Annotated in this window: 19 protein-coding genes; 2 read left to right on the top strand and 17 right to left on the bottom strand. The window is 32.0% G+C overall.

Annotated features, from left to right (window positions below):
* Positions 1 to 18 precede the first annotated feature (18 nt).
* The 10 genes from BN1075_RS15315 to BN1075_RS15270 form a co-directional block, all read right to left on the bottom strand.
* On the bottom strand, positions 19 to 2340 hold the full coding sequence (locus BN1075_RS15315) for a CRISPR-associated helicase/endonuclease Cas3 (RefSeq protein ID WP_040194097.1): 2322 nt from the start codon (positions 2338 to 2340) through the stop codon (positions 19 to 21).
* A 49-nt stretch (positions 2341 to 2389) separates the two neighbouring features.
* On the bottom strand, positions 2390 to 3145 hold the full coding sequence (gene cas5b, locus BN1075_RS15310) for a type I-B CRISPR-associated protein Cas5b (protein WP_040194096.1): 756 nt from the start codon (positions 3143 to 3145) through the stop codon (positions 2390 to 2392).
* Between the two features lie 8 nt (positions 3146 to 3153).
* The gene (gene cas7i / locus BN1075_RS15305) at positions 3154 to 4035 is read right to left on the bottom strand and encodes a type I-B CRISPR-associated protein Cas7/Cst2/DevR (RefSeq protein ID WP_040194095.1); all 882 of its coding nucleotides are present in this window, start codon (positions 4033 to 4035) and stop codon (positions 3154 to 3156) included.
* Entirely contained in the window at positions 4028 to 5713 is a 1686-nt protein-coding gene (gene cas8a1, locus BN1075_RS15300) for a type I-B CRISPR-associated protein Cas8b1/Cst1 (RefSeq protein WP_040194094.1), read from the bottom strand. Before cas8a1 ends, cas7i begins: the two co-directional genes overlap by 8 nt.
* A gap of 11 nt (positions 5714 to 5724) precedes the next feature.
* Complete coding sequence (gene cas6 / locus BN1075_RS15295) at positions 5725 to 6459, bottom strand: CRISPR-associated endoribonuclease Cas6 (RefSeq protein WP_040194093.1); 735 nt, start codon at positions 6457 to 6459, stop codon at positions 5725 to 5727.
* A 110-nt stretch (positions 6460 to 6569) separates the two neighbouring features.
* Positions 6570 to 7505 carry a helix-turn-helix transcriptional regulator gene (locus BN1075_RS15290; RefSeq protein ID WP_040194092.1) on the bottom strand — a complete coding sequence of 312 codons (936 nt, stop codon included), beginning with the start codon at positions 7503 to 7505 and terminating at the stop codon, positions 6570 to 6572.
* A 479-nt stretch (positions 7506 to 7984) separates the two neighbouring features.
* A complete protein-coding gene (locus tag BN1075_RS15285; RefSeq protein ID WP_040194090.1) occupies positions 7985 to 9607 on the bottom strand; it encodes a DUF4435 domain-containing protein in 1623 nt (540 codons plus the stop codon).
* Positions 9608 to 9694: 87 nt separating this feature from the next.
* The gene (locus BN1075_RS15280) at positions 9695 to 11716 is read right to left on the bottom strand and encodes a DUF262 domain-containing protein (RefSeq protein WP_040194089.1); all 2022 of its coding nucleotides are present in this window, start codon (positions 11714 to 11716) and stop codon (positions 9695 to 9697) included.
* Between the two features lie 217 nt (positions 11717 to 11933).
* Positions 11934 to 15095, bottom strand: a complete 3162-nt coding sequence (locus BN1075_RS15275) for a DEAD/DEAH box helicase (RefSeq protein WP_040194088.1) — start codon at positions 15093 to 15095, stop codon at positions 11934 to 11936.
* Between the two features lie 133 nt (positions 15096 to 15228).
* A complete protein-coding gene (locus tag BN1075_RS15270) occupies positions 15229 to 15630 on the bottom strand; it encodes a GNAT family N-acetyltransferase (RefSeq protein WP_197072328.1) in 402 nt (133 codons plus the stop codon).
* A 332-nt stretch (positions 15631 to 15962) separates the two neighbouring features.
* Between BN1075_RS15270 and BN1075_RS15265 the strand changes: the two genes are divergently transcribed.
* Positions 15963 to 16583 (top strand): superoxide dismutase, encoded by a 621-nt coding sequence (locus BN1075_RS15265; protein ID WP_040194087.1) that lies wholly within the window; start codon positions 15963 to 15965, stop codon positions 16581 to 16583.
* Positions 16584 to 17052: 469 nt separating this feature from the next.
* Here the strand turns inward: BN1075_RS15265 and BN1075_RS15260 are convergent, their stop codons facing one another.
* From BN1075_RS15260 to BN1075_RS15230, 7 genes are all read right to left on the bottom strand, one after another.
* Positions 17053 to 17700, bottom strand: coding sequence for an aspartate/glutamate racemase family protein (locus BN1075_RS15260; RefSeq protein WP_235777820.1), 648 nt, complete (start codon positions 17698 to 17700; stop codon positions 17053 to 17055).
* Positions 17701 to 17772: 72 nt separating this feature from the next.
* A complete protein-coding gene (locus BN1075_RS15255; protein ID WP_042387385.1) occupies positions 17773 to 18618 on the bottom strand; it encodes a hypothetical protein in 846 nt (281 codons plus the stop codon).
* Positions 18615 to 19556: an aminopeptidase gene (locus BN1075_RS15250; RefSeq protein ID WP_040194085.1), complete on the bottom strand. Its 942-nt coding sequence runs from the start codon at positions 19554 to 19556 to the stop codon at positions 18615 to 18617. Before BN1075_RS15250 ends, BN1075_RS15255 begins: the two co-directional genes overlap by 4 nt.
* 12 nt (positions 19557 to 19568) lie before the next feature.
* A complete protein-coding gene (locus BN1075_RS15245; protein ID WP_328286196.1) occupies positions 19569 to 20240 on the bottom strand; it encodes an AroM family protein in 672 nt (223 codons plus the stop codon).
* 77 nt (positions 20241 to 20317) lie between these two features.
* On the bottom strand, positions 20318 to 21259 hold the full coding sequence (locus tag BN1075_RS15240) for a DUF1177 domain-containing protein (RefSeq protein ID WP_040194084.1): 942 nt from the start codon (positions 21257 to 21259) through the stop codon (positions 20318 to 20320).
* A 21-nt stretch (positions 21260 to 21280) separates the two neighbouring features.
* On the bottom strand, positions 21281 to 22357 hold the full coding sequence (locus tag BN1075_RS15235) for a DUF917 domain-containing protein (protein ID WP_040194082.1): 1077 nt from the start codon (positions 22355 to 22357) through the stop codon (positions 21281 to 21283).
* 17 nt (positions 22358 to 22374) lie between these two features.
* Complete coding sequence (locus tag BN1075_RS15230) at positions 22375 to 23955, bottom strand: OPT/YSL family transporter (RefSeq protein WP_040194081.1); 1581 nt, start codon at positions 23953 to 23955, stop codon at positions 22375 to 22377.
* A 251-nt stretch (positions 23956 to 24206) separates the two neighbouring features.
* Here BN1075_RS15230 and BN1075_RS15225 point away from each other — a divergent pair, with 251 nt between their 5' ends.
* Positions 24207 to 25853 carry a PucR family transcriptional regulator gene (locus BN1075_RS15225; RefSeq protein WP_040194080.1) on the top strand — a complete coding sequence of 549 codons (1647 nt, stop codon included), beginning with the start codon at positions 24207 to 24209 and terminating at the stop codon, positions 25851 to 25853.
* Positions 25854 to 25938 lie beyond the last annotated feature (85 nt).

Raw genomic sequence — 25938 nt, 5'->3', positions numbered from 1 at the left:
TAGGATACAATTATTAAATTATAAAAATTGATTACCAGAAAATCCTTCTTCTTTTTTATAAGGAATATATCCCGTATTAAAGGAATACTCACCTTTAACTACATGAATTTCTTCATAACTGCTTATCTTAATGCTTTCTTCAACTCCACCATCTTTTTTTATTTTATCGAACATAGCCTGTGAAATCGTTAGAGTTTTTTTCATAAATTCATCTTTTAATCTTACTCTTTCTGAAAAATCCTGTGAAAGGTTGAGTCTGATTAACAACTCATTTAGCTTTTCCTTATTTACCTCATATATATTTTGTGGAATTATAGTTTCAGAAATTATGTCTCTTAATTTCTGTTCATTCTTTTTTAAGTCATATGGTATTATAACTTCACAATCGTCAATTGTCTTCTTTATTACCTCATAATAATTTGATTTACCAAGACTATCAAGGGAATATACCTTCTCAACCATCTTCATTTTATCTAATTCATTCAGCTTAGTATTATCCCACTTTAATATAGCTTCTTTTGATTTATTAAAGATATCTATATCTATGATTGAATCATATTTAGAAGTATTATCACGTATTCCTGATGGAAGCTCCTTATTCCCTACAAATACATTTATATTAACTCTATCGTCCTTTAAAACTCTATTTCTAAACACTCTTCCCATTCGTTGAAAGAGCCCACTTATATCGGAAAGTTCAGTGTACAAAACATCAAAGTCTATATCTAAGCTGGCTTCTACAACCTGTGTTGTAATCCAAATACCTGAAAATTTATTTTTCAACTGTCCATCTTCAAATATAAACTCTTCTTTAATAGCTCTATCCTCTTTAATAAACCTACTATGAAACATAAACACATTATCTTTTATATCTTTATCATTATAGAGCTGACTATAAAGCTCTTGGGCTTTATTAACCGTATTAACAATTATCAAAACCTTTTTCCCCTTATAATCACCTTTTATCCTCTCAATATTTATGTTCTCTTCATATACCTTAATCTTATGTCGCAGCATTACAGTCCCATTTTCCTTTTTTAAAAAAGGCTCATTACATCTTTTATAGTCATCACCAGCAGTTAATCCAGCATAATTCATAAAGTGCTCAAATATAGGTGGAAAGGTTGCTGTAACTATAGCAAACTTTCCTCCCATTTTCACAATATCTCTTAAGGCTATAATTAAATAAGCGATCATCTCAGGAGAGTACATTTGTATCTCATCAATTACAATTTTTGAATAACTTAAGGTAGCAAGCTTTAGCTCAAACCCCTCATATTTAAAAATAAAGCTTATCAGCTGATCTAAGGTACAAATTGTTAAAGGATAAGATAATTGCTTTGTCTCGTCTAAATAGGTTTTATCTATTACACCACCAGCTTCCCTTTTCCTATATTCAGAAGCACTGTCGGAATGTAATAACGCTGTTTTTTCTTTTCCATAATTAATCTTAGATACCACTCTATCATAAATGGAATTTATAGATACCCTAAGTGGAAGTGTAAAGAACCCCTTATTATCCCCAATCCATAATAATGCTCCTTCTGTCTTTCCTATCCCTGTTGATGCAACTATTATTATATTTTCTTCAGTATTCTCCTTCATATATACTTGAAGCTCATTTATTTTATAAGGAAGTATAGATTCTTCAGTTAAATTCACTAGATTACCTGGTTTTATTTCCACTTTAACTCCACTACTTGCAGCAAAGTCAATTTTATTTAATAACCCCTTTGTTATAATGAATTTACTTGCAATTTCATATTCTTTCTCTTTTAAAATGGTATTTTCCGTAAGAATTCTATTAAATATATCTTCTAAAAAATCAATATCTAACTCTTTTATCTCACCAACTAATTTTTCATACTTAAAATCATCTGCATACTTAGGTAAATCTTCATTTACAACAGTTATTAAATCTATTACTCTGTTTCCTTCTAACTTTTCTCTATTGTGATGATAATATATGCTTTCATATAATATCCTAATTTCATCCTCTGTGAAATTTTCATTCAAATAATCTCTGGGTATAAAAGCATTACTTAAATATCCATGAGGTATTTCTTCAATATCTCTAAGATTATCTTCTATCAATAGAACTCTCTTTTCATCCCCATTACCTTCAACTTCTCTATTTATATTTTCTGCAATTTTATTTTGAAATTTCGTATTCATTTTTCCTAAATCGTGATAAATACATGCTAATCTTAAAAGATCCCAATTAATATTTTTTATATCAGAGTAAGTTTCTTTTAATAAGTTAAAAGCTTCTAAAAGCTTATCTGTATGCTCTATAATAGTTTCTCTTGGAAAACTTTTCGCTAAAAATAAATTTTTCATTTCCACTCCTAAATTTTAGGAGTTAGATGCAGTATCTAACTCCTTTATTTTAAATTAAGAACACTTTTTTATTATCATCATCTTTATAAATCTTTGTAAAAGATATAGTATTCTTTCCACCCACGCAATAGGCTACCTTTACTGTTTCCCATCTTCTAAACTTAACATCTTTCCTCACAGGTTCTTTTGTATAGACTTTATTTAAAGTAAAAATAGATGCTTTAGTAGCAATTCTTTTTTTATCATACCCATTCTTTTCATCATCCTTTATAGGAATATAATAGTTTGTATTATCTTCCAATACTTCAACTTTTACTTTTTCTTCTTCTAGTTCCACTATCTTCACTTCATTAATTTGAATTATATCTTCTCTTCTTCCAAGAGAAATATATTCCACTGGATATTTAAACGCTTTATAAATTTCCTCTACCTTACTTTGATCCTCTGGACAGATATGCAGCACAAGATTAACATCTACTAATAATTCAGCTGTAGAAATTCCTCTTATAGCTCCATAGCTTTTTCCATCTTTACTATCAAACTTTAGTTGATGCCTATCTTTTTCATAGCTTGAACCTGAAAATTCATATCTAGTATACAGATCATATACTCTAGAGTTAAAGCTTCCCTGAATGGAAACATCCATCTTTTCATAGTCTGTATAGCCACAAGCAAAATGAACCATTCCTATTACAGTTGAAGGCGGCGGTAATGGGTAACTCTCCTTTAACTGAAAACTGGTAGGCTTTTTATAATTAACTAAGTTTTGATAGATTTCTAATCTCACAGCCTTTTTAGTACTCATTAAAACACCTACACTTCATAATAAGCTGTTACTTCTTTTTTAATTTCTTCGAAAAATTCTGCCATATCTACAGCTTTTAATTCTTCTATTATCTTATTATCGTTTCTAAATATCCCTTTAATCAAGCCTACTTTTGTATTATCTGAAACCTCTTTATCTAATCCTAAAACACTTTTTATTGCATCTAATTTAATTTCATTGTTTAAGCATTTAACCCTATTTTCAAAGAAAGGATTCTTAATTGAGTATACTCCCCCTATTGCAAATATTGGAGAAAAGTTTTCTCTTCTTCCTTTTATATCTCTATATAAAAACTTAATAGCTTCTAGTAGTTTTACTATTCTATTAGCTTTTTCGTCATTTTCTAAATTTACCTTATCATTTTCATCTATACCAACTTTATCTAAATCAACAGTAATTGTATAACAATAGTAAGATTTATGAATTTCACTTTGAGCTATATTCCCACCCTCTTTTTTCACAGCAGCACCTTTATTATACCTATCTAACAAACCTTTATTGGTTAAAAAATCTAAATCAGCATTAAATGTTTCAAGGGCTATAGCATTGGATAATCTAGCTACAGCTGGTCTTGTTTTAACTGGCTTAACAGTTTTCATATATCCAAATAAATCAATTTCTGGGTATTCTCTTATTGTTGCATCTGGTGCAAACTGTATTACATCACCATCTAATCCAAGGCGTGTATCATCACAGCCCATTTGATTTATAATATTATATCTCAATGCCTGTCTGGAGATATATGTATAAGCTTTTCCTCCATCTCTAGATATTTTTTTCAGAGAAGTTACATTTCCAACACCTTCACCGTAATTTGCACTTTCCGCTTCAAAAACTATAGTCATTGTTAATCCCTTAATATTATTCATTACTTACATCTCCTTCTTTTTTCTTATTAATTATTTCTCCTTGAAGTCCTATAATAAAGGCATACCCAACATTTTGTAGTCTATCAGCATCTGCTAATGCCAAAGAAATCTCCTTTGGAATCCCCTTGCCTATATACATATAAGCACTAATAATCGTATCCATAAACTTTCCTGAATCTTTAGTTTTTATTGCATTTGCCAGCCTATAAGTGATGCCTGATAATTTTGATTCTGCTTTCTTACGAGCATACTCATTTTTCAATTCATTACCATATGATTGAAACTTACTAATATCATCTAATTTCATACCTCTCCTTGTACCTCCTAAATAGTAATTATTTATTACAAAAATATTATTAATAGCTCTAATGTTGTTAAACTTTCTATCATCTAAGTACATATATAGCAGCTTACTGATTAAATCAAATAAATTTTTACCATCATGAATTCTTGTAATAACTTCGTTATATAAATTTATACGATACTTATCTGTTATATTAACTCTTAGCTTTATTAAGCTTTCTAATCGCTTCCTATTTAAATATAAAACTCTCATTATTCTTGGAGATAAGATATTAAAACTATAAGGTCTTCCTCCATTATTACCATCAATTTTAACAACTTGAATATTATCAAACTCTTTATCCATGTTATCTACAGATAAATTCCCCATTGAATTCAGCACATTATAATATGATAAATTCTCCAAAGCCTCAAAGTTATTATTCTCATAATCAAGAGTTGTTGTATTCGCTGCTATTAGCTTCTCTAAGCTCTGATTGCTATTTATAAAAATCCCCTTATTATTGAACATTTTAAATCCTAGTGGTAAACAGGAGTATAATAAATTACATACAGGACATATATAAGCATCACCATTCATATTCCAGAAATGAGAGGACTTTCTAGCCATATCAACTCCTGTTTTCACCAGCCAAGTTAAATCAAAGGCCTCAGGCTTGCTTAGCTTTTTAATCTTATTATCACAGGTAAAGCATGCATTTTTATACTTTTCTCTATCACTTTCAATATAATCTGAAACTGGATTTATAAAGTCATTTTTATACAGCTCATACATATTACTTTTATTATTGGTTTTTAGCAGAATGCTGACATTATTCCAAAATGGCTGAATAACATCATACATAACGTTTTTTGCTAATATTACCCTTTTAACTTCAGCTTTATTAAACCAATTAATTATTTCTAAACTTAAGTTAATCTGAACTTCCATATTATCTTTAAAATCTAATGGATTATCTTTTTTCTTAACCTTAAGTTTATTTAGCGTCTTTTCTTTACCTTCTATCCAACCTCCATCTTCTAAAAGAAGATAGGCACTTTTATAACTGTTAGAAGTTATTATCTTTTTAATGTCTTCTATTATTTTATTTAGCTTCTCAATGTCTTCAATTACAATGTCATCTTTTATAAGATTCTTTAAGTTATCTGAATAACTAACCAACTTGTGCCAAGAACCTCTTTTTCCATATTCCACAAATAAGGTTTGAAAATATGCTTCTTCAAAGTTCTCAAGGATAGCAGAATCAAATTCAATATAACTCCCATCCAGCTCAATTTTCTCTCCAATTTTTTTCTTATGATTTAACACCTTATTTAAACCAACAATTGAAGCATTTTTTAACCAATCGCCGCTTTCAATTCTTATTAAAGCCAAAATATCACCTCCTATATTAAATCTATAAGTCCGAATCCTTCAGATCTTCTAAAACCTACTCCTGCCTCTAACAATAATTGAAGATCATCAACATTACCTTCTAAATTAAAAGTTCCTTTATACGCATCAATGAAAATATACTGCTTTCCTGTTTTATCTTTAAAGTCTGATATCTCTTCTTTTATTACTACCTTTTTCATACTTACAGGATTAAAACTTAATCTTTCCTTTAGCCCAAACCCCCTATAGGTTTTAAGATATAAATCACATATGTAATTAAGGGTATCTTCAAACCTGCTTTCGAAAATATCTATTGCCTTTCCATCTGTATTCCTGATAAAGATTGGAGACAATGTTTTGCATGTAATTGCATTACTGTTAACCTTCTTTTCTTTAAGTAAAGTAACCTTCTTAATCTCCAACTTATAACCCTTATAATCAAAGCGTTTATTACTTAATAATCCATTATAAATTGCTATCCCCAGATTATAATCTGTTGTGCTTATTGTAACTGTCATATTTCCATTAACTACAATGTATCCTTCCTTAGCTTCAAAATCTCTAAGATAAATAGAAAAAGTGAAGTCCTTTATTTTTTTACTCTTCTTATCCTCGTAAAGATAAATGCTATTGAATAATTCATTATCCCCGAGTTCAAATGCTTTTTTTATCAAACTGCATATCATCATTCTATTCCCAATAGGAATTCTTTTATCAGTGGCATTTAAATCTATCCTAAACCTCATATTTACCTCCTATTTTTTATGTGAAAATTTAAATCTAATCTTCTTGAACTTAATATAACAACAATCCTAGACATAAACTGGTATGAATTTTTATTTATTATAATAATTTTTTATTTATTGTAATAACTTTTTATTTTTTCTAACTCTTCAATCAATTCTTCTTTTAAGGACCTGGGCTCAATAACTTCTACATAACTACGCATAGATAAAATCCATGAAATAATTTCTGGCCCCCCCTTCATAGTGGCGCAAAAAAATATGCCTCCATCCTCCAACTCTTCGATAACCTGATTATCAACCCAAATTCTTTCACTTATGGTATTGGCCATAGGTGGATGTATCCTTAACTTTAGTTCATATTGCTTACCATCAAAAATCCCCAAATTATTTTCCTTTGCTTCATTTAAATATGTATTAACATCAAAATCACTATCAAACTTAAATCCTGTAACAATCAATTTTTCTATCCTGGTAATCTTAAAATACCTTATATCATTCTTCAAAATACATTTTGCAATTAAATAAAACTCTCCCTTATAGACGAATAACTTAAAGGGCTGAACTCTCCTTTTAGTGACCATTCCCTTATTTGATTTATATGTAAGTATAATCTCATTTTTATTTAATATAGCCTCATATAACTTGCCTTGAATATCCGCAATATCATCACTTAATTTTACTCTTGAATAAGGAATTATTTCTGCACTAACTTGATTGGTGTCTCTAAGAATAGAGTAATTAATTTTATCTAAAGCTTTACTAAGCGCTTCATTATCAATATATTGAATAGAACTGCTATAGCTTTTTAGAAGCATCAGCTCATCATCAGTTAATAATTCCTTGAAAGGAAAATATAAATCTATTAACTTATATCCACCCAAAGGCCCCGGAATAGTATCAATGCAAAATATCTCATCCAAAGCTTTTTTATATCTTGAGATTTGCTTTTCACTAACTTGAAGCTCCTCAGCCAGCTCATGTTTTTTAATTACCACACCTGGCTTTAGCTTAAATAACATTTTTAAAGTGTTTGTTAAATCCCCCATCTTGTTCCCCCACGCTTTTTTATTTTTTGTAGTATTGCTACCTCATTTGATATTTTCGCAGATTGCTCTTTATCTTTATTAAATTCCGTATAGTATAAATTACTCTCTATTTATTATTTATTCTTCAACTTACAACTTATTCCTTTATGATTTTACAAAATTCTTTACATTAACTTCAGCATTAGTATGCCTAACGAAAAACTCCGTCCAAGTTATCTTTGGACGGAGTTAAAATATATTTACTCTTTTAATTGTAAGTTAATAATCTCTTTAATTGTGGTGTGTTTTTTAACAGTACTGTTCCTATGGTACTCCCCTGTAAACATATTTCACAAAGTATCCATATAAACTTTTTGTGATTGGATATGCACAAGTACCATTAAACTACATAGCGTTACCCATATATGTTAATATATACTTGCTATTAGTAATCTATGAGAATAACTATATACCTAATTTAAGTAAGTTTTGTAAATATTTTATGGCAACTCCGGAATATATTCTGACAATATATTTAATATCTTCTTTCTTATATCATTAGGATTCCGCTTTAGTAGATTAATTACCCTCTGAGGATATTCATTTCCGCTGATTCCAAATTTTGAACCTATCTTTTTACTTAACTCCTTAAAATTGAAGATTTTCAATATCTCATCTGTTGTATTAGCTGCATCAAATTGTTGCTTTTTAGCCTCAAAAAACTCCTGAATTTTAACAATTGAAAATTCTACATCAAGATGCTCTTTAATATCTTTTGGTGTCAATTTCTTATTAGAAAAATTTTTTAATGTCAATTGATGATTAATTTCTTTTATAAATGCTTCTCCTATCTGATTTTCCTTATTTTTCAGAAACAAGATCTTAATAAACTCTTTTGCAATTTGAGCCGTACCTTCTTGACACCCTAATTGTTCTTCTATTATATCTAATATCCCTGGAACTACAAAGAGATTTTCAACCTCTGCAACACTTAGACAAAATATGCCATCTGCTTGCAATGAGGCTATTTCAGCATCTGTTCTAAAATCTCGATCAACAATACCATATACCTCTATTGAATTGAGTTTCTGATATGCACGCTTTGACTTAACAAACTTCACAACATCCTGACAACCACCACATGGAATAACATGATAACCTTGTTCTCTGAAGATTTCCTGATATAGAAAGTGGTCATAACTATTTTTTTCACCCTCAACAAAAATGATTTTTTGTCGTGTTCCTACAATTTCATAAAGAAGTTCATATGGTAAATCAGAATAGTCACTAGCTTCGAGGAATTCATAACTCCAGTCTGTTCCATTAAACTCTCTTATCCAAAGAACTTTCTCTGTATTTCGAGATAGTGCAAATGTGAGATCATGTGTAATATACATAAAAACACAATCCTGACGAATCCCTTCCAATTTATCCCATAATTTATTGACGATTGCTTTATGTATATGAAGTTCTGGCTCATCAATAATTAAAAGACTATTAGGTTTTAGAACAAGAACCTGACAAATCATATATAACATAACACGTTCACCATCACTCATTTCCTTTCCGTGATATCTCTCATTATGATATTTCGCATGTACTCCATTCCCTTTGAGATCAATTCTGCGTTGTGGCAAAAGTTCATTCCATATATCAGTTGCACATTCAACTACTGTAGTAATAGGCGACGGTCTGTCATTTCCATTCAGTATTGCATTCTTGTCAATAGCATGTGCCTCCTGCAGTTGCCTATTTTCTTCAGCAAATAATAATGAAAGTGCCTTATTATAGTCATCCAATAAAAATGTTGCTGGATTACTCTTATACCGGCTATTAATTTTATTGGTATATTGGCCAGTATCACCGTAAAATAGACTCTTAGACGAACTTTCATAATCTTGAATAGATATGTTATCATAAATTGATAAACTTTTTTGAGCTGATATTCTATGAATTAATAAATCTTCTTGCCCATTCCAATTATTAAATTTCCCATCATTTAATTCTTCAATTTTCACACTAAATCTTGTTTTACCCGCGCCATTAGCACCAAGTACAACTATTGGTTTACCTTCTTCAAGAAAAATATCCTCATTCTGAGGAAACTTTATAGTAATACTCATTTATTTACCTCCAATAATTTAACATTTTACATAATGCATACTTTTTATCATAACTACTTTAATATCACATAATTCAACATAATTTATTTAATTATTCAGTATATTATCTCTTTTAATTGTATATGCTTCTATAAATATATCCTTCCTCTCATCGAACATTTCATGGTAATTGTTTACATTAGAGTACTGCAAAAATTTATCTTCCAAAATAAATTCATACTTTACAATCTGATCCTTGAGCCATTGACTGTCTATAAGTATTAATTTCTTATTGCTCTTTGATATATTTTCATCTTTAGGAAGCAAACCGAGATTTAGAATATTATCTTGTATTACTTCCTTACGTGGAATTGATGATTCATTAAACAAAGTTTGTGGAATAATATGATCAACTTCTACATCATAATTTGTATCAGGTCCTTGCAGATTTCTTAGGCAATAAAAATGATAAAGAAGTGGTTTCATAATAGAAATTGAAATATCTGTTGATTCAATAGAGCTTTCTGCAAATATTTGGTCTTCCAATATTGATTTCCATTTCCAATTAGGTATCGGAGTAAAACTCTCACCTTCTCCACTCAGATTACTAATATTATTTGCTATTTTAGAATCACTTGACCCTCTCCATTGCCTATTTATATATTCGAAAATCAACCTGTCCCATAAAATAAAACAATTTTTTTGAAATCGTTTAGCTTTAGTATCTCCTAAAGGTTTACCTTTTCTACACCAGTCCAAATACGATATTATAATAAAATTTAATGCGATTGCATCACTAGTAAGCTCCATTATTGATGTATTCCATGACTTAAAATATTTAAAGTAGTCAAAAGATGAAATTAACTTAAACATATTTCGTAGATCATAAACTAAACTTTCTATATCAGTATTCCAATTAAATTTTTTAGATTTACTTAGGTTTTCAATGTCTTCTTTTTTTACTCCTTCAACATAAATACCAGCAAGTATTTTAAATCCAAAAGTAAGCTCTTTCTCAAAATCAGTTTTTGAATCAGTGAACTCTTTTAGTACGAAGTTTTTACCTATTCTTTTTAATAATGTAGCTGGGAAATCCCATCTTACTACATCAGTTTGTATAGTCCCTATTCTTTTATAAAGTTCTTTTACTGCTTCTACTGCATATTGAGAAGGGTTTTCAATAGGGATATTCCAATGTGGTTTTGCAGATAAAATTTCAACTGCTGTTAGCTTTTCTCCTTCAGAATTTATAATGTTAAATATTTTTTGTGAATCAGATGGTGATAAATTTTTAACTTCAATCATTCCAATCTTGCTGTTAGTTAATAGAGTATCTATTTTTTCAACAATAATCATCCGATCTTTTATTTCTTCCCACTTTTCATGTATTAGAGCTTTCGTTCTTTTGTCATCTTGAATGTCACATCTAATCTCTAAAAATCTATAAAAAGATTTTTCATTATCGTGTTCAATATATTCATTATCACAATATCTCCTATATTCATCTATAAATGTTTTAACACGACGAGATGACAATTTAATACCTCCATTTTCATTTTCTAAATACGGTAACTTATTTACATGATTTGTAAAGTCAAATGGTTTTGTAAATCCAGTATTTTTCTTTTGTTTATTATGAATTATCTTAATAATATCTAGCAATAGATCAATTCCATATGAACTAGTTGTAATTTTCTCTTCCTCGTCGTCCTCATTAGCATCGCTATGATCCTCATTAGAATCTGATTGTTCCATTCCAAATTCATCATTAATATCAGCTTCTATATATTCTCTTATTTTCTTTTTGAATTTCTCTTCAATTTCACTTGGTTGATCTGAATTTTTAAAACCGATAAACTTTTTAGCCCAATTATATATATTCTCAGGATCATCATACATCATAGCTAATGCATTTTTACGCTGTCTGCCATCTAAAAGCCATCTAACTAACTTTCCTTTACTTTCATCCACACTTAGTATACATACTCCAATTGGGTATTCTTTAAACAAACTAATACATAACTGAAAATTTTTCTTCTCATCCCAAGTTTGTTTTCTCTGAAATCTAGGCAATTTAACATTTCTATCTGTAATGAACGTTTTAATTGATTCTGGTCTTATCTCGTACATAAATATCCCCCTTTATATTTACACTATATCTTTACAATAATTTTTTCTACCTTCTCAAGTATTAGTAGTTTTCTTTTCCCTCGCCAAGTTCCACATCTACCTAGATATCCCTATCTGTTTTTTTTAGGAAAGGTATCCATCATCTCAACATATACTGCTAATCAAGCGCATACCTCATCCTCATCTCAATCATCTCTGCGTATGCAAAACACTAAAATCACATCACAATCCCCTTATTAGCCTTCCTAACCATTCCTCCTGGAATCTCTTCTTTCAGCTTCCACACAATACTTATTGGCTTACTTCCACTATGGCTGCTATAATCTGCAAGTCCCAGATAAGTGTAAGGCTCTGTTATACCATCTCTTTGCTGATTTTCTCTTACAAAGAGAACTATCTTGCTGTTTAAAGCTTTATGATTTAGATATCTTTTACCTGTTGTACTTTCCACGGAGGTTGTACTTTGACTTTGCCAGTGGAATAGAATTTCATTTATGGCATAGTCTTCATATAGGGTTGATGGTGAAAAGTCTTTTTCACTTTTATTTAGAGTTATTAAGAAAATATCTATCTTTTTATCCTCTAAGTATTTTACTCCTTCTCTAAAGGCTGGCTTCTTTTCTTCATTGAAGTAATGAAAAGCTGCCATTATCTGATCTCTTGAGTATTCACAGTGAAGATCCAATGGACATGGGAACTCTAGGTTAACTTGCTTATCCATAAAGCCTATATTGTTATAGTTGAAGGATAAAATCTCACAGACTTCTTTCATTAATACTGGATTATTAAGCAGCTTTTCAATGGCTTTAGTTTCAGATTCTATACCCTCACTTTCTGGTGTACCATTATAGAAGGTATAGTACATCATGTTTAACATTAGTTCTTCTTCCTTGTTTAAGCTATGGATATTTAATTTTCCTTCTATTATATCCTTCAGGAATTCTATCAATCTTCGAGAATTTATATGAAAGATATTTTTAAGCTTCTTTGTTATTTCCTTTTCTGCTGTCTCTTCAAAATCTTCCCTAAGACCGGCTTCCACCATTAATCTTGAAAAGCTTCTGTCTCCATTTTTCCCATAAAAATCTACTAAAGTTAGATTATGATAGTTTAGAAAGTTCTCTAAGGTTAAATCAAAGTTAGTTTCTTCTTTAAACCTTTGAAGCTTCATAATTAAATTGACTTTATTATTTGCTGTTGATTTTATATTTCGCAGTATATACTCCTTAGCCTGCTTTTCCATATGAATATAACAACCTTTAGGAAGAGTTAAGAAGCCGCTGTTTACATATTCCTTTATACTGTGGTTTGTCTTACCCACTAAAGCTCTAAACTTTTCTTCAAAGTTATAATTCCTATGAGCCTGTCCCACGAAGTCTAATACTGTTAAACATTCTTTATTTTCGCTTAATCTAAGTCCTCTTCCTAACTGCTGAAGAAATACCGTTAAGCTTTCTGTAGGTCTTAAGAAAAGAATTGTATTTATCTCTGGAATATCTATTCCTTCATTATATAAATCCACAACGAAGATAAATTTAATTTTTCCCCTTACTAATCTATCCTTTGCATTCCTTCTATCTTCATCTTTAGTATCAGCCCATAAGGCCATGGCTGGAATGCCCATAGCATTAAATCTTTCTGCCATGAATTTTGCATGGTCCACACTAACACAGAAACCTAACCCAATGACTTTATTAATATCTGTCACATAGTTCTTTAAGCTGTTTACAATCTGAATGACCCTCATATGGTCTCCAGTGTAAATGTTGCTTAGCTCTGTTAAATCATAGCCTTTCCTTTTCCATTTCAGCCTTGATAAATCCACTGAATCCGTCACCACAAAATACTGGAAGGGACTTAAAAGTTTTCTATCAATGGCCTCTGGAAGCCTGATTTCTGCACTGATTCTGTCTTCAAAATATTTAAACACATCATTACCATCGCTTCTCTCCGGTGTGGCTGTAAGTCCAAGGAGAATCTTTGGCTCATAATACTCCAAAAGTTTTTGATAGGATGGCGCAGAGGCATGGTGGAACTCATCCACAATTATAAAGTCATAGAAATCACTGCTGGTTATATCACAAAGATTTCTACTATTTAAACTTTGGATAGACACAAATAAATGGTCTAGACTCTCTGGTGTTCTTCCTCCCACCATTAAATCACCAAAGTTGTTATTCTTAAGGATTGCCCTAAAGGTATCCCTGGCTTGCTTTAAAATCTCCTCACGGTGAACCACAAATAAAAGACGATTCACACCTTTAGGATTATCCCTGCAGAAATTCTTATAATCAAAGGCAGAAATAACAGTCTTTCCAACACCTGTAGCTGCAATAAGAAGATTTCTTCTTTTATTAAATAAATTTCTCTCCACCTGAAGCTTATCTAAAATCTCCTTTTGATAGGAATAAGGTCTTATATCCAGGGTGAAGTTAAAGTCCTCCCCCTCACTAATCCTCTCACTTCTTAAGGAACGCTTCAGTCTCATCTTATCCTCATCACTGCCCTCATATAAAACAAACTCTCCATCATTCCAATAACTCTCAAAGGTTGCCTCAAACTTTCTTACAATATCAAAGGAATCCTGCTCCGTAATTTTAATATTCCACTCCAGACCTGAAGTCAGTGCAGCGCCAGAAATATTGGAGGAACCTATATAAGCCGTTGTAAATCCAGTATCACGCTTAAACATATAAGCCTTAGCATGAAGTCTAGTGCGGTCTGTATCATAGGAAATCCTAATCTCCGTATTAGGAAGCTTACTTAACTCATCAATTGCTTTAAAATCCGTAGCTCCCATATAAGAAGTAGTAATTATCCTAATAGGTTTCCCTGCACTTGCAGCCTCTCTCAAACTCTCCATAAGACACCTGATGCCGCTCCACTTCACAAAAGACACCAAAAGGTCAATGCTGTCACAGGAAACAATCTCCTTATTAAGTTCCCCCAGCATATTTGGCTCTAAGGCTGCCCCAGTAAATAGTGAACTCTGTGAAAGGGGCGTTGCTGGCCTCACTGCCTTTTCTCTTGTCACTGTCCTATTATTATTTATCTTTGAATAAAGAGCTGTTAGAATTTCTCCCCTTTCATCAATCCTATACTCTTTAAGATCCTCCTCATTTGAAACTCTGCTAAGAATACTAATTATCTCATTACAGGCCTCAATCTGCTTTATCAGCTTCTGATCCTTTTCCTTCTCTTTATCCCTTATGTAATTAAGGGCTCTTCTAATAACCCTCTCTATGTACCCAGACAAAATAACCTTTGCCTCTTCTTTATCTATATTTTCTTTATCTATAATAAACTCATCTTCTTTTAATGCCTCAAGCTGCTTCAAAATATCTTCATTAATAACAGCCTCGTAAAGTCCCTGCTTCATAACATATCACCGCCACTAGTTTATATTAATAATTTTAGCATATTATGGAGAATTATGGGCAAAGAAAAACACTTATATTTCTATAAGTGCATAATAATATCTAAAATTCTTTCATTCTAACATTTTATTTCATTTACTCTACTACTCTAGCTTGCAGCGAAACCACCTTTTCTCCGCCCTTTATTTCTTGTCTTCCCACTTCCTTAAAGCTCATACTTTCATGGAAAGCTAAAGAAACTTCATTTATAGGCTTAATATCAATTTCACAAGTGATCACTGGGAAATTATTTTCCTTGGCATAATCAAATACATAGGTATAAAGCTCCTTACCAATTCCCTTTCTATGTTGCTTTGGAGAAATCACAACTCTGTCAACGTAAAGGAATTTTTCATATTTCTTATCAAACCATTTATAGTTAACGCCGTCATACTGTTTTCCCTGTGAGAATACCATTGAAAATGCTGCAACTTCACCTTCTTCAATTACAACCTTATTTAGAGTTGTTTCCTCACTCATTTTCTTAAATTTTTCCATATTCATAGATGATAAAAAATGTACCAGTTTCTCATTTAATTTTAATATTTCTTCATAGTGTTCTTATTTTGCATCAATAATTTTCATAATAACCCCACTTTATAAAACTTAATTTTCCTTAGTTATATTAAATTTACTGTAAATATTTTTATAAAATATTATTAAATATCTAATAAATACAACTATTTACTTTAAAAATATGATACCCTATAAAGTGTAGTACCTTTTGTTTCTGAATAAAATCACTTAAACTGTATGAAAATAAACACTGTAAAGTATCAAAATAGCTATTTGCTATTTATATAAATCTATATTTTTTAGGAGGAATTTTTATGTTACAATATCCAGTATCATTACAAGACTTACCTTATGGGTACCAATCACTTAACCCATCTATCAGTGAAAGCACATTACACTACCATCATGATAAACACTTAAAAACATACATAGACAATTTTAATAAGGCAATAGAAAATGATTCAGACCTTAAAAGCAAACCTCTAACAGCTATACTTTCAAACCTTGATAGTGTAGATAAATCCATTGCCACAGCTGTGCGCAATAACGGAGGAGGAGTATTTAACCATTACTTCTACTTTGATGCACTGACTAATTCAGGTACAACAAAGCCTTCAGCGTCTTTATTAGATGCTATAAATAAAGTCTTTGGTGGAGAAGAAGGATTCCGTAAAGAATTTAAGGCAGCTGCCCTTTCGCAGTTTGGGTCTGGATGGGCTTGGCTAGTGATGGATGAAAATAAAAATTTAAGTGTCATTAAAACAGCTAATCAAGATACTCCTTTAGAGTTAGGTTTAACTCCACTATTAACTATAGATGTTTGGGAGCATGCATATTACCTAGATTATCAAAATAGAAGAGCAGATTATATTGATGCATATTTTAATATTATAAACTGGGATGTTATTGAAAGTAGATTTAATGAAAATAAGTAAAGGTCCTTAGGTTCATTACTATTTATAATAGCTGAAAAACATAAAATAACCTATAAAGTACACCACCTTTTGTGGGTACTTTATAGGTCTTATTTTTTACGCCTTCTGTTCCTCCCTCTACCCTTGGAAGTAAATGATGCTTTGTTAATACAGTTAAGGCTTCATTGATTCTAATTTATCTTTAAGACCAAAGCTAATTATTAAGGATCCTTTATATAATTATCTAACCTCATAATTTTAAAAAAACTAAAAATCATGTATATAAATTTTACATATGCGTCAATACTCTAAATATACTAAAGCAAACCTACCTTTATATACAAAAGTAAATTACAAACTAAAGACTAAGGAAAAGGCTTATAGAAGAAAGTAAATTTCTTTTATAAGACTTTAATTTTTTTACGACTAAGGTCATATGGTCACTATGCTTTAATAAACTTAAATACTCTATACCTCATTGATTTAAAAACTATACTCTTCTTATTAATTCATAATAAGTAATTAACCCTTCACAAATCACTGGATCAAGAACTGGAATTCCTAAGTGCTTTTCCAACTTTGAAGCAAGTCCTACAGTAGAACAACCAGTACATGCCAAGGCTATTGAGTCTACTCCTTCTGCCTTTAATTCTTCACCCTTTTTAATACAGCTTTCAAACCCTTCCTCTGTCATTAAATCTAAAGTGGAACTAACCTTATCGGGCAGTCCTAAATTCACTGCACGAGGACCTAAATTCTTACTATAGGGCTCCGGAATCTCTTCAGTTATGCCTAAAACTCCAACCTTTTGATCCTTACCAGTACATAACATGGTAACAGCAGTTCCTGCCCCTATGATGGGTATATCATATATCTTATTTAATTCTTCTACCCCTGGATCATCAGCGCAACTTACTATAATTGCATCCTTATTCTTAAATTCCTTTGCTAGTTCAATGATTTTGGGAATTGCTATTGCCTTTGTTTCTTGGCTGTGTATTCCTTCATATTGACTAGGAATACATTTGCTTTCAATCCTTAGGTTTGGAAAGTATTTCTCAATTATATTCCCATGAGCATTTAAAATTTCTTTATTGTCCGTTGTTAAGACCCTTATTATTCCTACATTAAACTCCACTATATCACCCCATAATAATAAAATTTACTTATTAACTTAAACTTTATCTTAGGCTTATAATTATATTTATCCTTATAGTGAATGTATTGTATTTTTCTTTGAGAATTTACAACTTAAATGATGACCACATCCCATGGAAGGAAAGCTACATTCTTCTAAACTTACTTCTTCCCCAAGGTTTTCTTTTTCCTTACGTATTTCATCTACTGCACTAAGAACCTTTTCAACCTCATCTACCATTCCTGAAATTTGAATTGCAGATGCACCTGCAGCCTCTCCTACTCCTCCTCGAGCAAAGATGACAGCTTCTACATCAGCAATTAACTTTACTGCTTCTAATTCAGTTATAATTTCTCCTTCAATTGGAGCTAACCCACAAGCCATTCCATAAGAATAATCACAGCCTTTTCTATGAACGCTTCCATACAAAGCTTTAATATTACCTGGAATAAGCTTATCACTAGTAGTTAGTATTAATGTAGTAAATCCTTCAGTATAGGTTGCTCCTAATACCTTTCCATATCCACCACCCCCTGGTGAACCTATAAGCAAGGCTGCATTTCCAAAGGCATCAATGGCATTGGCTCCAGTAATAAATAAATCTTTACTATTAAAAGATTTTATAATATCTTCCACATTTTCATCTACATTTTCTACACTTTCTTTGTCCCATAACAGCCAATGAGCACCTTGGCTTTGATATTTATTGGCTTTCATTCCATTTTCAGTAATACGGCCACAAATTCTAAGAGGCACATTTAAAGCTCTCTGCACTAATGCTGAAACAGTAGTTGAACCTTTGAATAATATTCTATGATTTATCAACACATCTTTAAATAACTCACTATTGCATACCCCATATGCTATAAGTCTTTTAGCTTCATCTGCCGTTAACGTAAACTGTGCTACTTTTATCATATTACAAATTCACCTGCTATAATTACAGCCTTATCATCTAAATAAAGATCTGGCTTTAAAATTATTCCATCCATGTGACAATCTGCTTTATTTACTCCACCAAATGAAGTGTTAGTTCCAAAGGCAATATGCACTGTACCATATACCTTCTCATCCTCTAAGATAACTCCGCATAGTATTGCCTTCTCATTAGTACCGATTCCTAATTCTGCAATTGTTCCATTATTTTCACTCCTAAATAGAATATCTAATTTTTCACTATGCTTTCCTTCAATCTTTGTTAATTTTCCATCTTTCATTTTTACATATAAAGGTTCCTCAAGCTTTCCTATTCCAACCATTGACCCATCAATAATTGTTTCACCTTCAGCCATAGTTTCAATTGGAGCTATATAAGCTTCTCCAGATGGAAGATTTCCGCCTGTTCCTGGTGTTTTATAAACTCCTGGACTTGGAACTCCATTTCTGCCTTCAAGTCCTAAGGTTAGCACAAGACCATTTTTTTCAATTCTGGCAGTTTTAGCTTCACTAAGCATATCTGCTAATTTTTTTGTTATCTCCTCTACTCTTACAAAGTCAGCAGTGATGGCACCCTTCAAAAACATATCTTCTGTGATGCCTGGCATAGTACCCACTCTTGCATTATTTTTTACTGCATTAATCCTTGCATTAGTGTGAGTAAGAGATTTCGCCGTTGGACATATTACTATATCACTGTTTCTCATTGCTTCTGCCACAGCTTTTGGCGGTTCTGCTCCAGAAACTTCTCTTTCTTCCATGAGCATAAGCATTGCTTCACATCCAATTTCAACTGCTGCTTCATATAAGGCCATGCCTATTTTTAGTTTTATATTATCCGTTACAATTAAAACACTTTCCCCTGCTTTCGCATCCATACAGTTTTTAAGCACTGAAACTGCACTTTCTTTCATATCCATAATTACTCCTCCTTAATCCAACATTTCGCGGACTGCTCTTGCTACTATTGTTCTTGATAAAATAATACTCTTTCCTGAAGCACTTCTTAATTTCTGCTTCATTTCCTCTGTATAGCCTATACAATCCATGACAACTACATCAACATCTAAATCCTTAATGATTTTTGCCGCCTCTCCTAGCTCTTTATTATCTGCATAAGGAGATGCTGGAACCGCAGTTACTTCCTTAACATAATTTTTCCATTTATTTTCACACTGCATTACTTGACTTTTATCAGGTGTAACTACAGCAATTTTAGACTTGCTCGAAAGAACTGGAACTAGTGCATTTAACACGTGACATGGAAAAATCAATGGCACCCTCGATTTAAATATATCTGGGAAATCTCCCGTACATAAAAATAAAATAAGCTCTGCACCCTTTTCCTCTAAATCATAAATACACTGTTGAAGTCTTGGCAATATATGCTTTTCTGCAAACCTTACTGATGTTCCATCATTTAATTTTGATACTAAAATGTAATCTCCTTCTGAAGGTGAAAATTTCTCTATTTGATCTCTTGTAAGTCCATCTAATCCGCCAGCCTGAATCAACTCTATATTCTCACCTAAAATTGGTATTATATCTGGAGTAACGTCATTCCTTGGAGATTGTCCTATTGTTATTGCACCTACTTTTATCATATTTACACCTCTTTAAAGACAACCTCACCAGGCTTTGGTGAGGTTGCAAAATTAAATAACTTAATACAATCTACTTATCACTTTCCTTTTCCTAATGTCTGAATGTGATTCATTGTTCCATAAAGTTCTATAATTTTTCCGAACTCTTCTTTATCATAGAATTCACATTGTCCTCTTCCATAAGACTTAGCAACCTCAAGCATAAATCGAGCAGCACTTTCCATATCATTAAAGCGAGATGCTCCTGTTGCACAACCTGGGACTGCAACTTCTGCAGTTATTGCTACTCCAACTACTGGTGCATTAGTCGCCGTTGAAGGCTGTAAAATACTATTTATATGATATAAGTCATTTCCATATGGCGTAATATCTTGCACAGATAATGGGAATACAGCTGGTAGTTTACCTGTTGTAATCTGCATAATATTTAAAAGGTCATCACTAGTCTTTAATATATATCCTTCTTTAACTGTTGGAGAAATAGCAAATCCACAAGTATTTATTACATTATTTCCCTTTGTAGTATCCACAGAAAGGATTGCATCAAGCTCATCTGTTACCTCTTCCTTATTAACCTGTGCCATGTTAACTGGTGAATCCATGAATGCCACCGGTGTATGTGGACGAGTTGGTGCTGTTGGACAAATGTGTGTTGAAATAAATATATCTCCCTGAAGTTCGTCACCCTTATTCTGCATATCAAGAATCTTAGCAGCTAAAGTTAAAGCAATTAATGCTCCATCTCCATCAGAAACGAATCCAATTCTTTCTGGTCTGGCACCTAGCCCTCCTAGTCTACCCAAAAGCCCAAGAGTTGGAGCTGAACCACCTTTAGTTTTTCCGTCAGTTCCAGGAATTCTAATCTTAATCATATCAGTGGTTCCCTTTGGTCCAACTAAAGGATATACCTCTATATCTGCATCTGGTTTAATTGTTCTTAAATACTCCTCAACTCTTTTTCCATTGGCCTTAATATCATCTAAAATATCATAAACCTCAATCATCTGTTTAATTAGCATAATTACTTCCCCCTACCTTGACTATTTATTATATTTATTTAATTCTTTATTTACTATAGGTTCACAGGCAGCTATAAGCTCCTCTTCACCCATGGTTTTTGAAAGCTTAATATTACCTTTTCCTGTTGCAAATACAACTACTTCTATATCATTCTTCATCATGGCACTAGTTAAAGGCGTACCAGTCTTTGCATCGAATGTCATTATCAAATCTGGGAAAGTTGCCAGCCTTTGCCCTTGTTTTTCAGCAGTCATGTACTCATTCCAGAAGGTTATTTCCACTCCATCTATAAGGGCACGTCCTACATCAAAACCTCCCTCATATCGAATCTCAAATTCTGTTACCTTTCCTTTAGCTAGCACTCTTCCATTTAAGAAAGTGCAAAGTTCATTCATTGCTGTTTCTGGACACTCTTCAAGACCTTTAGAATAAACTTTTCCAACCTCTATTGCATGAGTAATTGCTCCCACAGCTGCATTTTCCTTAGCATACTTTGCTGTGACAGGATTTCTTGCCACTGCCACAAGTCCACCTGCTTCAACTGCAGCCATCCTAACAAGCTTAGAAGTATGCTCTATAGTTCCTTTTAAAACACCCTCAACATAATTTCCTGTTTCAGGATTTCCACCTGCAAAACTTTGTGTTGTAATATAAGCCTTTTCCTTATGAAGATTCATACTTCCCATAACACCTGTAGGGTGAGCACGACCATTACAAGGTGCATCAACTAAAGGAAGTCCTGTTAAAGCTGACTGTAGCCAGCCATTTACAGTGGCTTCTCCTCCATTTTCATTTGTTATTATCCCACCAAGCTTTATATCACAGTTATTTTTAAACAGTTCTATAGTCCTTGCAAAATCACTAGCATATAGCCATTTATCCTTAGCATTAGGCGCTCCTACTAATGATACTGTAAGTAATAAGGCATCCTCATCTATATCATTTATGTCAACTAATCTTAAGTCTGTATAATTCACTGCTATGGAGGCAAATTCATCTCCCTTTTCAGGAGAACCTCCACCGCCTCCCCCTAATATGGTTCCTCCTAAAATTGCATATTCAAGGGATTTTTTATCTAACTTAACACCTTTACTCATCTTAAAAACCTCCTATTTTAGAAGAATGCTTTTACTACACTTGTTATAAAGCCATAGATACCATCTCCAGCAATAAGTCCTGCATCTCTAACTTCCATCCATTCTGTGCCAAAGATTAACCTTGCTATAACAGCACAAATAACACCTACACCATAAATTGGATTGTTAAGAATAAGACCTGTAGCAAACAGCACACCTACCATCTTTGTTCCAAAAACTAATTGTATAATTGCTCCAGGAACAGCCCAAATTAATAACTCTTTTATTAATGCTGGATTACCCCCTGCCTGAATTGTAGTTGCAAAAGTATTACTAATAGGTGGGAATAATCCTTCCTTCATGAAGGCTGTACCAAATATTAAAACTGTTACAATACCAATTACAACACCAATAGCTTCAATAAAAACTTGTTGTTTACGACCGTAACATTCGTATTCAGGATTCAGTCCCTTACCACGTAGAATCCATCCTGTTTTAAGGTCATATCCCATATCTGCAAAACATGGTCCTGTTGAACTTATATATCCTGTCATTATTGCTACTGATAATGGTGAGAATCCCATTAATACACCAAAAGTCATAAATATAGTTGTAATTGCAAAAGCCGGAAACCATCCTGAACGCATGGCAGCCATTCCAACAAGAAGCATTGCCACAGCTGAAGAGAAACCTGTCCATAAAACCCAAATAACAAGTTGTCCAAATCCCATATCTCCAACTATACCTGATATTAAAGCAAGAACTAAGCTTCCCGCAAAATGTAATCCAAAGGATGCAAATATTGTTCTTGAAGCTTTCTTATCACTTACAGTAATTCTTAACTCTTCTTCTTCTTTCTTCTTTGTTTTCTTAGTTATGACTAAGATACATTGAATTAATGCCATTAAACCCGCACCAATCATAATACCTTGTGGAATTGAAGTTGCCCCAATATCAAACCCAAATATTTGATTTGAATATCCGCGTAAAATTAACCCAACTCCTAAAGCAATCATTGAGTATAAGTTTGCAATAAATACAATCCCTATACCAGCAACTGGTATCTTGAGATAACTTCCAACAACTCCCAAAGCAAGACCTTGTAACAATCTTTTACTCTTATCTCCCCCTTGGTCTCCTGCTTCAATTGCTCCTGCCGTTGCTACCCCTGGAGGCCATGCTCCTTGTGCTGGGAAAATCTTAGAATCAAATATATTTCCCACAACAAATACTGAGATAACAGAACCTATTATTGCTCCAATTGCTACTGGAACTATATACCCTGGTTCACCCATAATAAATAAAATTGCTACTCCGATGAAACCACAGTTTGCTGCTGAAAAACCTGCTCCAGATACAATAGTCTGTAAAAGATTCTGCCTTTCAAGGGATTTAAAGCTCTTCATTGCCTGAATTGGAATTCTTGCAAAAACCATGGCAAAGACCGCACCGATTATAGACGTGTTCGGGGTTGTACCAACTTTACCAATTATCTGCATACATATTCCCGCAGTTAGAAATGCTAATATCGAGCCTAAAACTAGAATTTTGGGTTCAAATGCTGATATTCCCTTTGTCTTACTTGACACTTCAACATTTCCCTTTTGATTATTAATCATAATAGACCTCCTTTGAAATATCCTATATAACAAGATTTACTTTATAGAATCTTCTGATAATTCATCATCTTGTTAATTAAAATTATATTCTATTAAACAAACAAATAATATTATTCAATTTAAACAAAGTTTCCATTAAATAAAGTGCAAAATGCACAACAACTATATTTTTTTAAAATATTATAAATATTGACATTTAGATTTACGAATAATATCATACTGTATAACAACTAATTTACAAGGAGGTTATTATGTCTTTAACAGTTAGACAAGCTTTAATGCTTGAAGGAATGAATAAATGTAATATCTTAGCCGGTCATACTGGACTTGATAATCCAATTAGCTATGTTGGTTCAATGGAAATTCCTGATATAAAACCCTGGCTAATTAAAAATCAATTGCTGATTACAACAGGTTATGCTCTAAGAAATACACCCTCTTCTATAATAAAGCTTGTAGAAGATCTCCATAGTGCAGAATGCAGTGCTCTTGCCATTAAAAGCAGATTTACTGGTCCAATTCCTGTGGAAGCTTTAGAAATAGCAAATAAGTTAAGTATTCCACTTATTGAAATTCCAGAGAACTTTAACTTCATTGATATAGTTGGACCTCTTACAAAAGCTTTAACAGATGAACACAGCAGACAGCTTGAATTTTCTCAACATATTCACTCAAAATTTTTAGAATTGGAAATTAGTGGCGAAGGCTTGCCAGCTATAACAAAAATGCTTTCAATGCTTATGAAATCTAATGTAGAAATTACTAAACCTAATTTCACTCCAATTTGCATCAATGATAATAACGAGGAATCTCCCCTTACACGTCTTGATGATTTTATTAAAACTAAATTAGGTGAACTTGAGAAATTTTCTCTATGTAATGAAACAACATTCTTGTTTGAAAATAAAATAGACCATACTATTACTCATTTTTATATTGCAAGAAAAATTCTTTTACAAAATACTATTAGAGGCTATATTTTTATTGACTCTACAGAAAAGCCTAATGATATGACAAATATAATAATTGACCATGCTGCCACTGTTTGTGCTTTAGAGTTTTCGAAATTAGCCGCTCTAAATGAACAGCGTAAGATGATGGAAAACAATCTGCTGATAGATATAATTACTGGAAATATAAAAAGTGATGAAGCTATTTATAGGGCAACAAATTTTAAATGGCCAACTCCTCCTTTTTCATTAATAATATTTGATATATATAATTTTGAAAATTTAACCACAGATTTAAATGAAACTTCAATTCAAAACTTGAAAACAAATGTAAATCTTATAATACAAGAATCATTTAATACACATCAGGATAACTCAAGAATAATAATAAAAAATGACAGCTTTATATGCCTGATATCAGGTAATAAAAGCAAAATAGAAATTGAAAATATCCTAAAAATAATTTTACATAAATCTTCCTACGAATTAAATGTGTCTTTACTTGCAGGTGCCTACCAATATATAGATAGCTATGGTAACCTTAGATACCACTATGAAGATGTAAGAGATGCAATAACTATACTTCGAGCAAAAGGATTATCAGAAGGATATTTGTTCATTTCAGATGCACGGCTAGAACAAACCATTCTCCACCTGTCCCACAAAACATTTTTAAAGGATTTTGTCAATGAAACTGTTGCGAAACTTAAAAATTATGACAAAATTAATGGAACTGAGCTTCTTCACACTTTATCAGTATTTATAAAAAATATGGGGATTAAAAGTAATACTGCAGAGGAATTATTTATTCATCGAAATACCCTTGCATATCGCTTAAAGTTCATAGAAAAACTAATTAATTATGACCTTTCAAACCCAGAAAATCTCTTTTCCTTAGGTGTTGTTATTAAAGCTCAAAAATATATAGATTTTAACAAATCCGTATAATATATCATCTCAAAGCCTTTTAATAAAATAAGCAAATAAAAACACCGCAACTTTTAATAAGCTGTGGTGTTTTATAAATTATATA

Origin of the sequence: Clostridium culturomicium (assembly GCF_000821305.1) — a bacterium.
In the GTDB taxonomy this organism is placed as follows: domain Bacteria; phylum Bacillota; class Clostridia; order Clostridiales; family Clostridiaceae; genus Clostridium_J; species Clostridium_J culturomicium.
This window is presented reverse-complemented; position numbering and strand designations above follow the sequence as displayed.

Excerpts from the sequence above, each read along its gene's own strand:
- BN1075_RS15315 (WP_040194097.1), bottom strand. The coding sequence starts at position 2,340 with ATGAAAAATTTATTTTTAGCGAAAAGTTTTCCAAGAGAAACTATTATA.
- cas5b (WP_040194096.1), bottom strand. The coding sequence starts at position 3,145 with ATGAGTACTAAAAAGGCTGTGAGATTAGAAATCTATCAAAACTTAGTT.
- cas7i (WP_040194095.1), bottom strand. The coding sequence starts at position 4,035 with ATGAATAATATTAAGGGATTAACAATGACTATAGTTTTTGAAGCGGAA.
- cas6 (WP_040194093.1), bottom strand. The coding sequence starts at position 6,459 with ATGAGGTTTAGGATAGATTTAAATGCCACTGATAAAAGAATTCCTATT.
- BN1075_RS15290 (WP_040194092.1), bottom strand. The coding sequence starts at position 7,505 with ATGGGGGATTTAACAAACACTTTAAAAATGTTATTTAAGCTAAAGCCA.
- BN1075_RS15285 (WP_040194090.1), bottom strand. The coding sequence starts at position 9,607 with ATGAGTATTACTATAAAGTTTCCTCAGAATGAGGATATTTTTCTTGAA.
- BN1075_RS15280 (WP_040194089.1), bottom strand. The coding sequence starts at position 11,716 with ATGTACGAGATAAGACCAGAATCAATTAAAACGTTCATTACAGATAGA.
- BN1075_RS15275 (WP_040194088.1), bottom strand. The coding sequence starts at position 15,095 with ATGAAGCAGGGACTTTACGAGGCTGTTATTAATGAAGATATTTTGAAG.
- BN1075_RS15270 (WP_197072328.1), bottom strand. The coding sequence starts at position 15,630 with ATGGAAAAATTTAAGAAAATGAGTGAGGAAACAACTCTAAATAAGGTT.
- BN1075_RS15265 (WP_040194087.1), top strand. The coding sequence starts at position 15,963 with ATGTTACAATATCCAGTATCATTACAAGACTTACCTTATGGGTACCAA.
- BN1075_RS15255 (WP_042387385.1), bottom strand. The coding sequence starts at position 18,618 with ATGATAAAAGTAGCACAGTTTACGTTAACGGCAGATGAAGCTAAAAGA.
- BN1075_RS15250 (WP_040194085.1), bottom strand. The coding sequence starts at position 19,556 with ATGGATATGAAAGAAAGTGCAGTTTCAGTGCTTAAAAACTGTATGGAT.
- BN1075_RS15245 (WP_328286196.1), bottom strand. The coding sequence starts at position 20,240 with ATGATAAAAGTAGGTGCAATAACAATAGGACAATCTCCAAGGAATGAC.
- BN1075_RS15240 (WP_040194084.1), bottom strand. The coding sequence starts at position 21,259 with ATGCTAATTAAACAGATGATTGAGGTTTATGATATTTTAGATGATATT.
- BN1075_RS15235 (WP_040194082.1), bottom strand. The coding sequence starts at position 22,357 with ATGAGTAAAGGTGTTAAGTTAGATAAAAAATCCCTTGAATATGCAATT.
- BN1075_RS15230 (WP_040194081.1), bottom strand. The coding sequence starts at position 23,955 with ATGATTAATAATCAAAAGGGAAATGTTGAAGTGTCAAGTAAGACAAAG.
- BN1075_RS15225 (WP_040194080.1), top strand. The coding sequence starts at position 24,207 with ATGTCTTTAACAGTTAGACAAGCTTTAATGCTTGAAGGAATGAATAAA.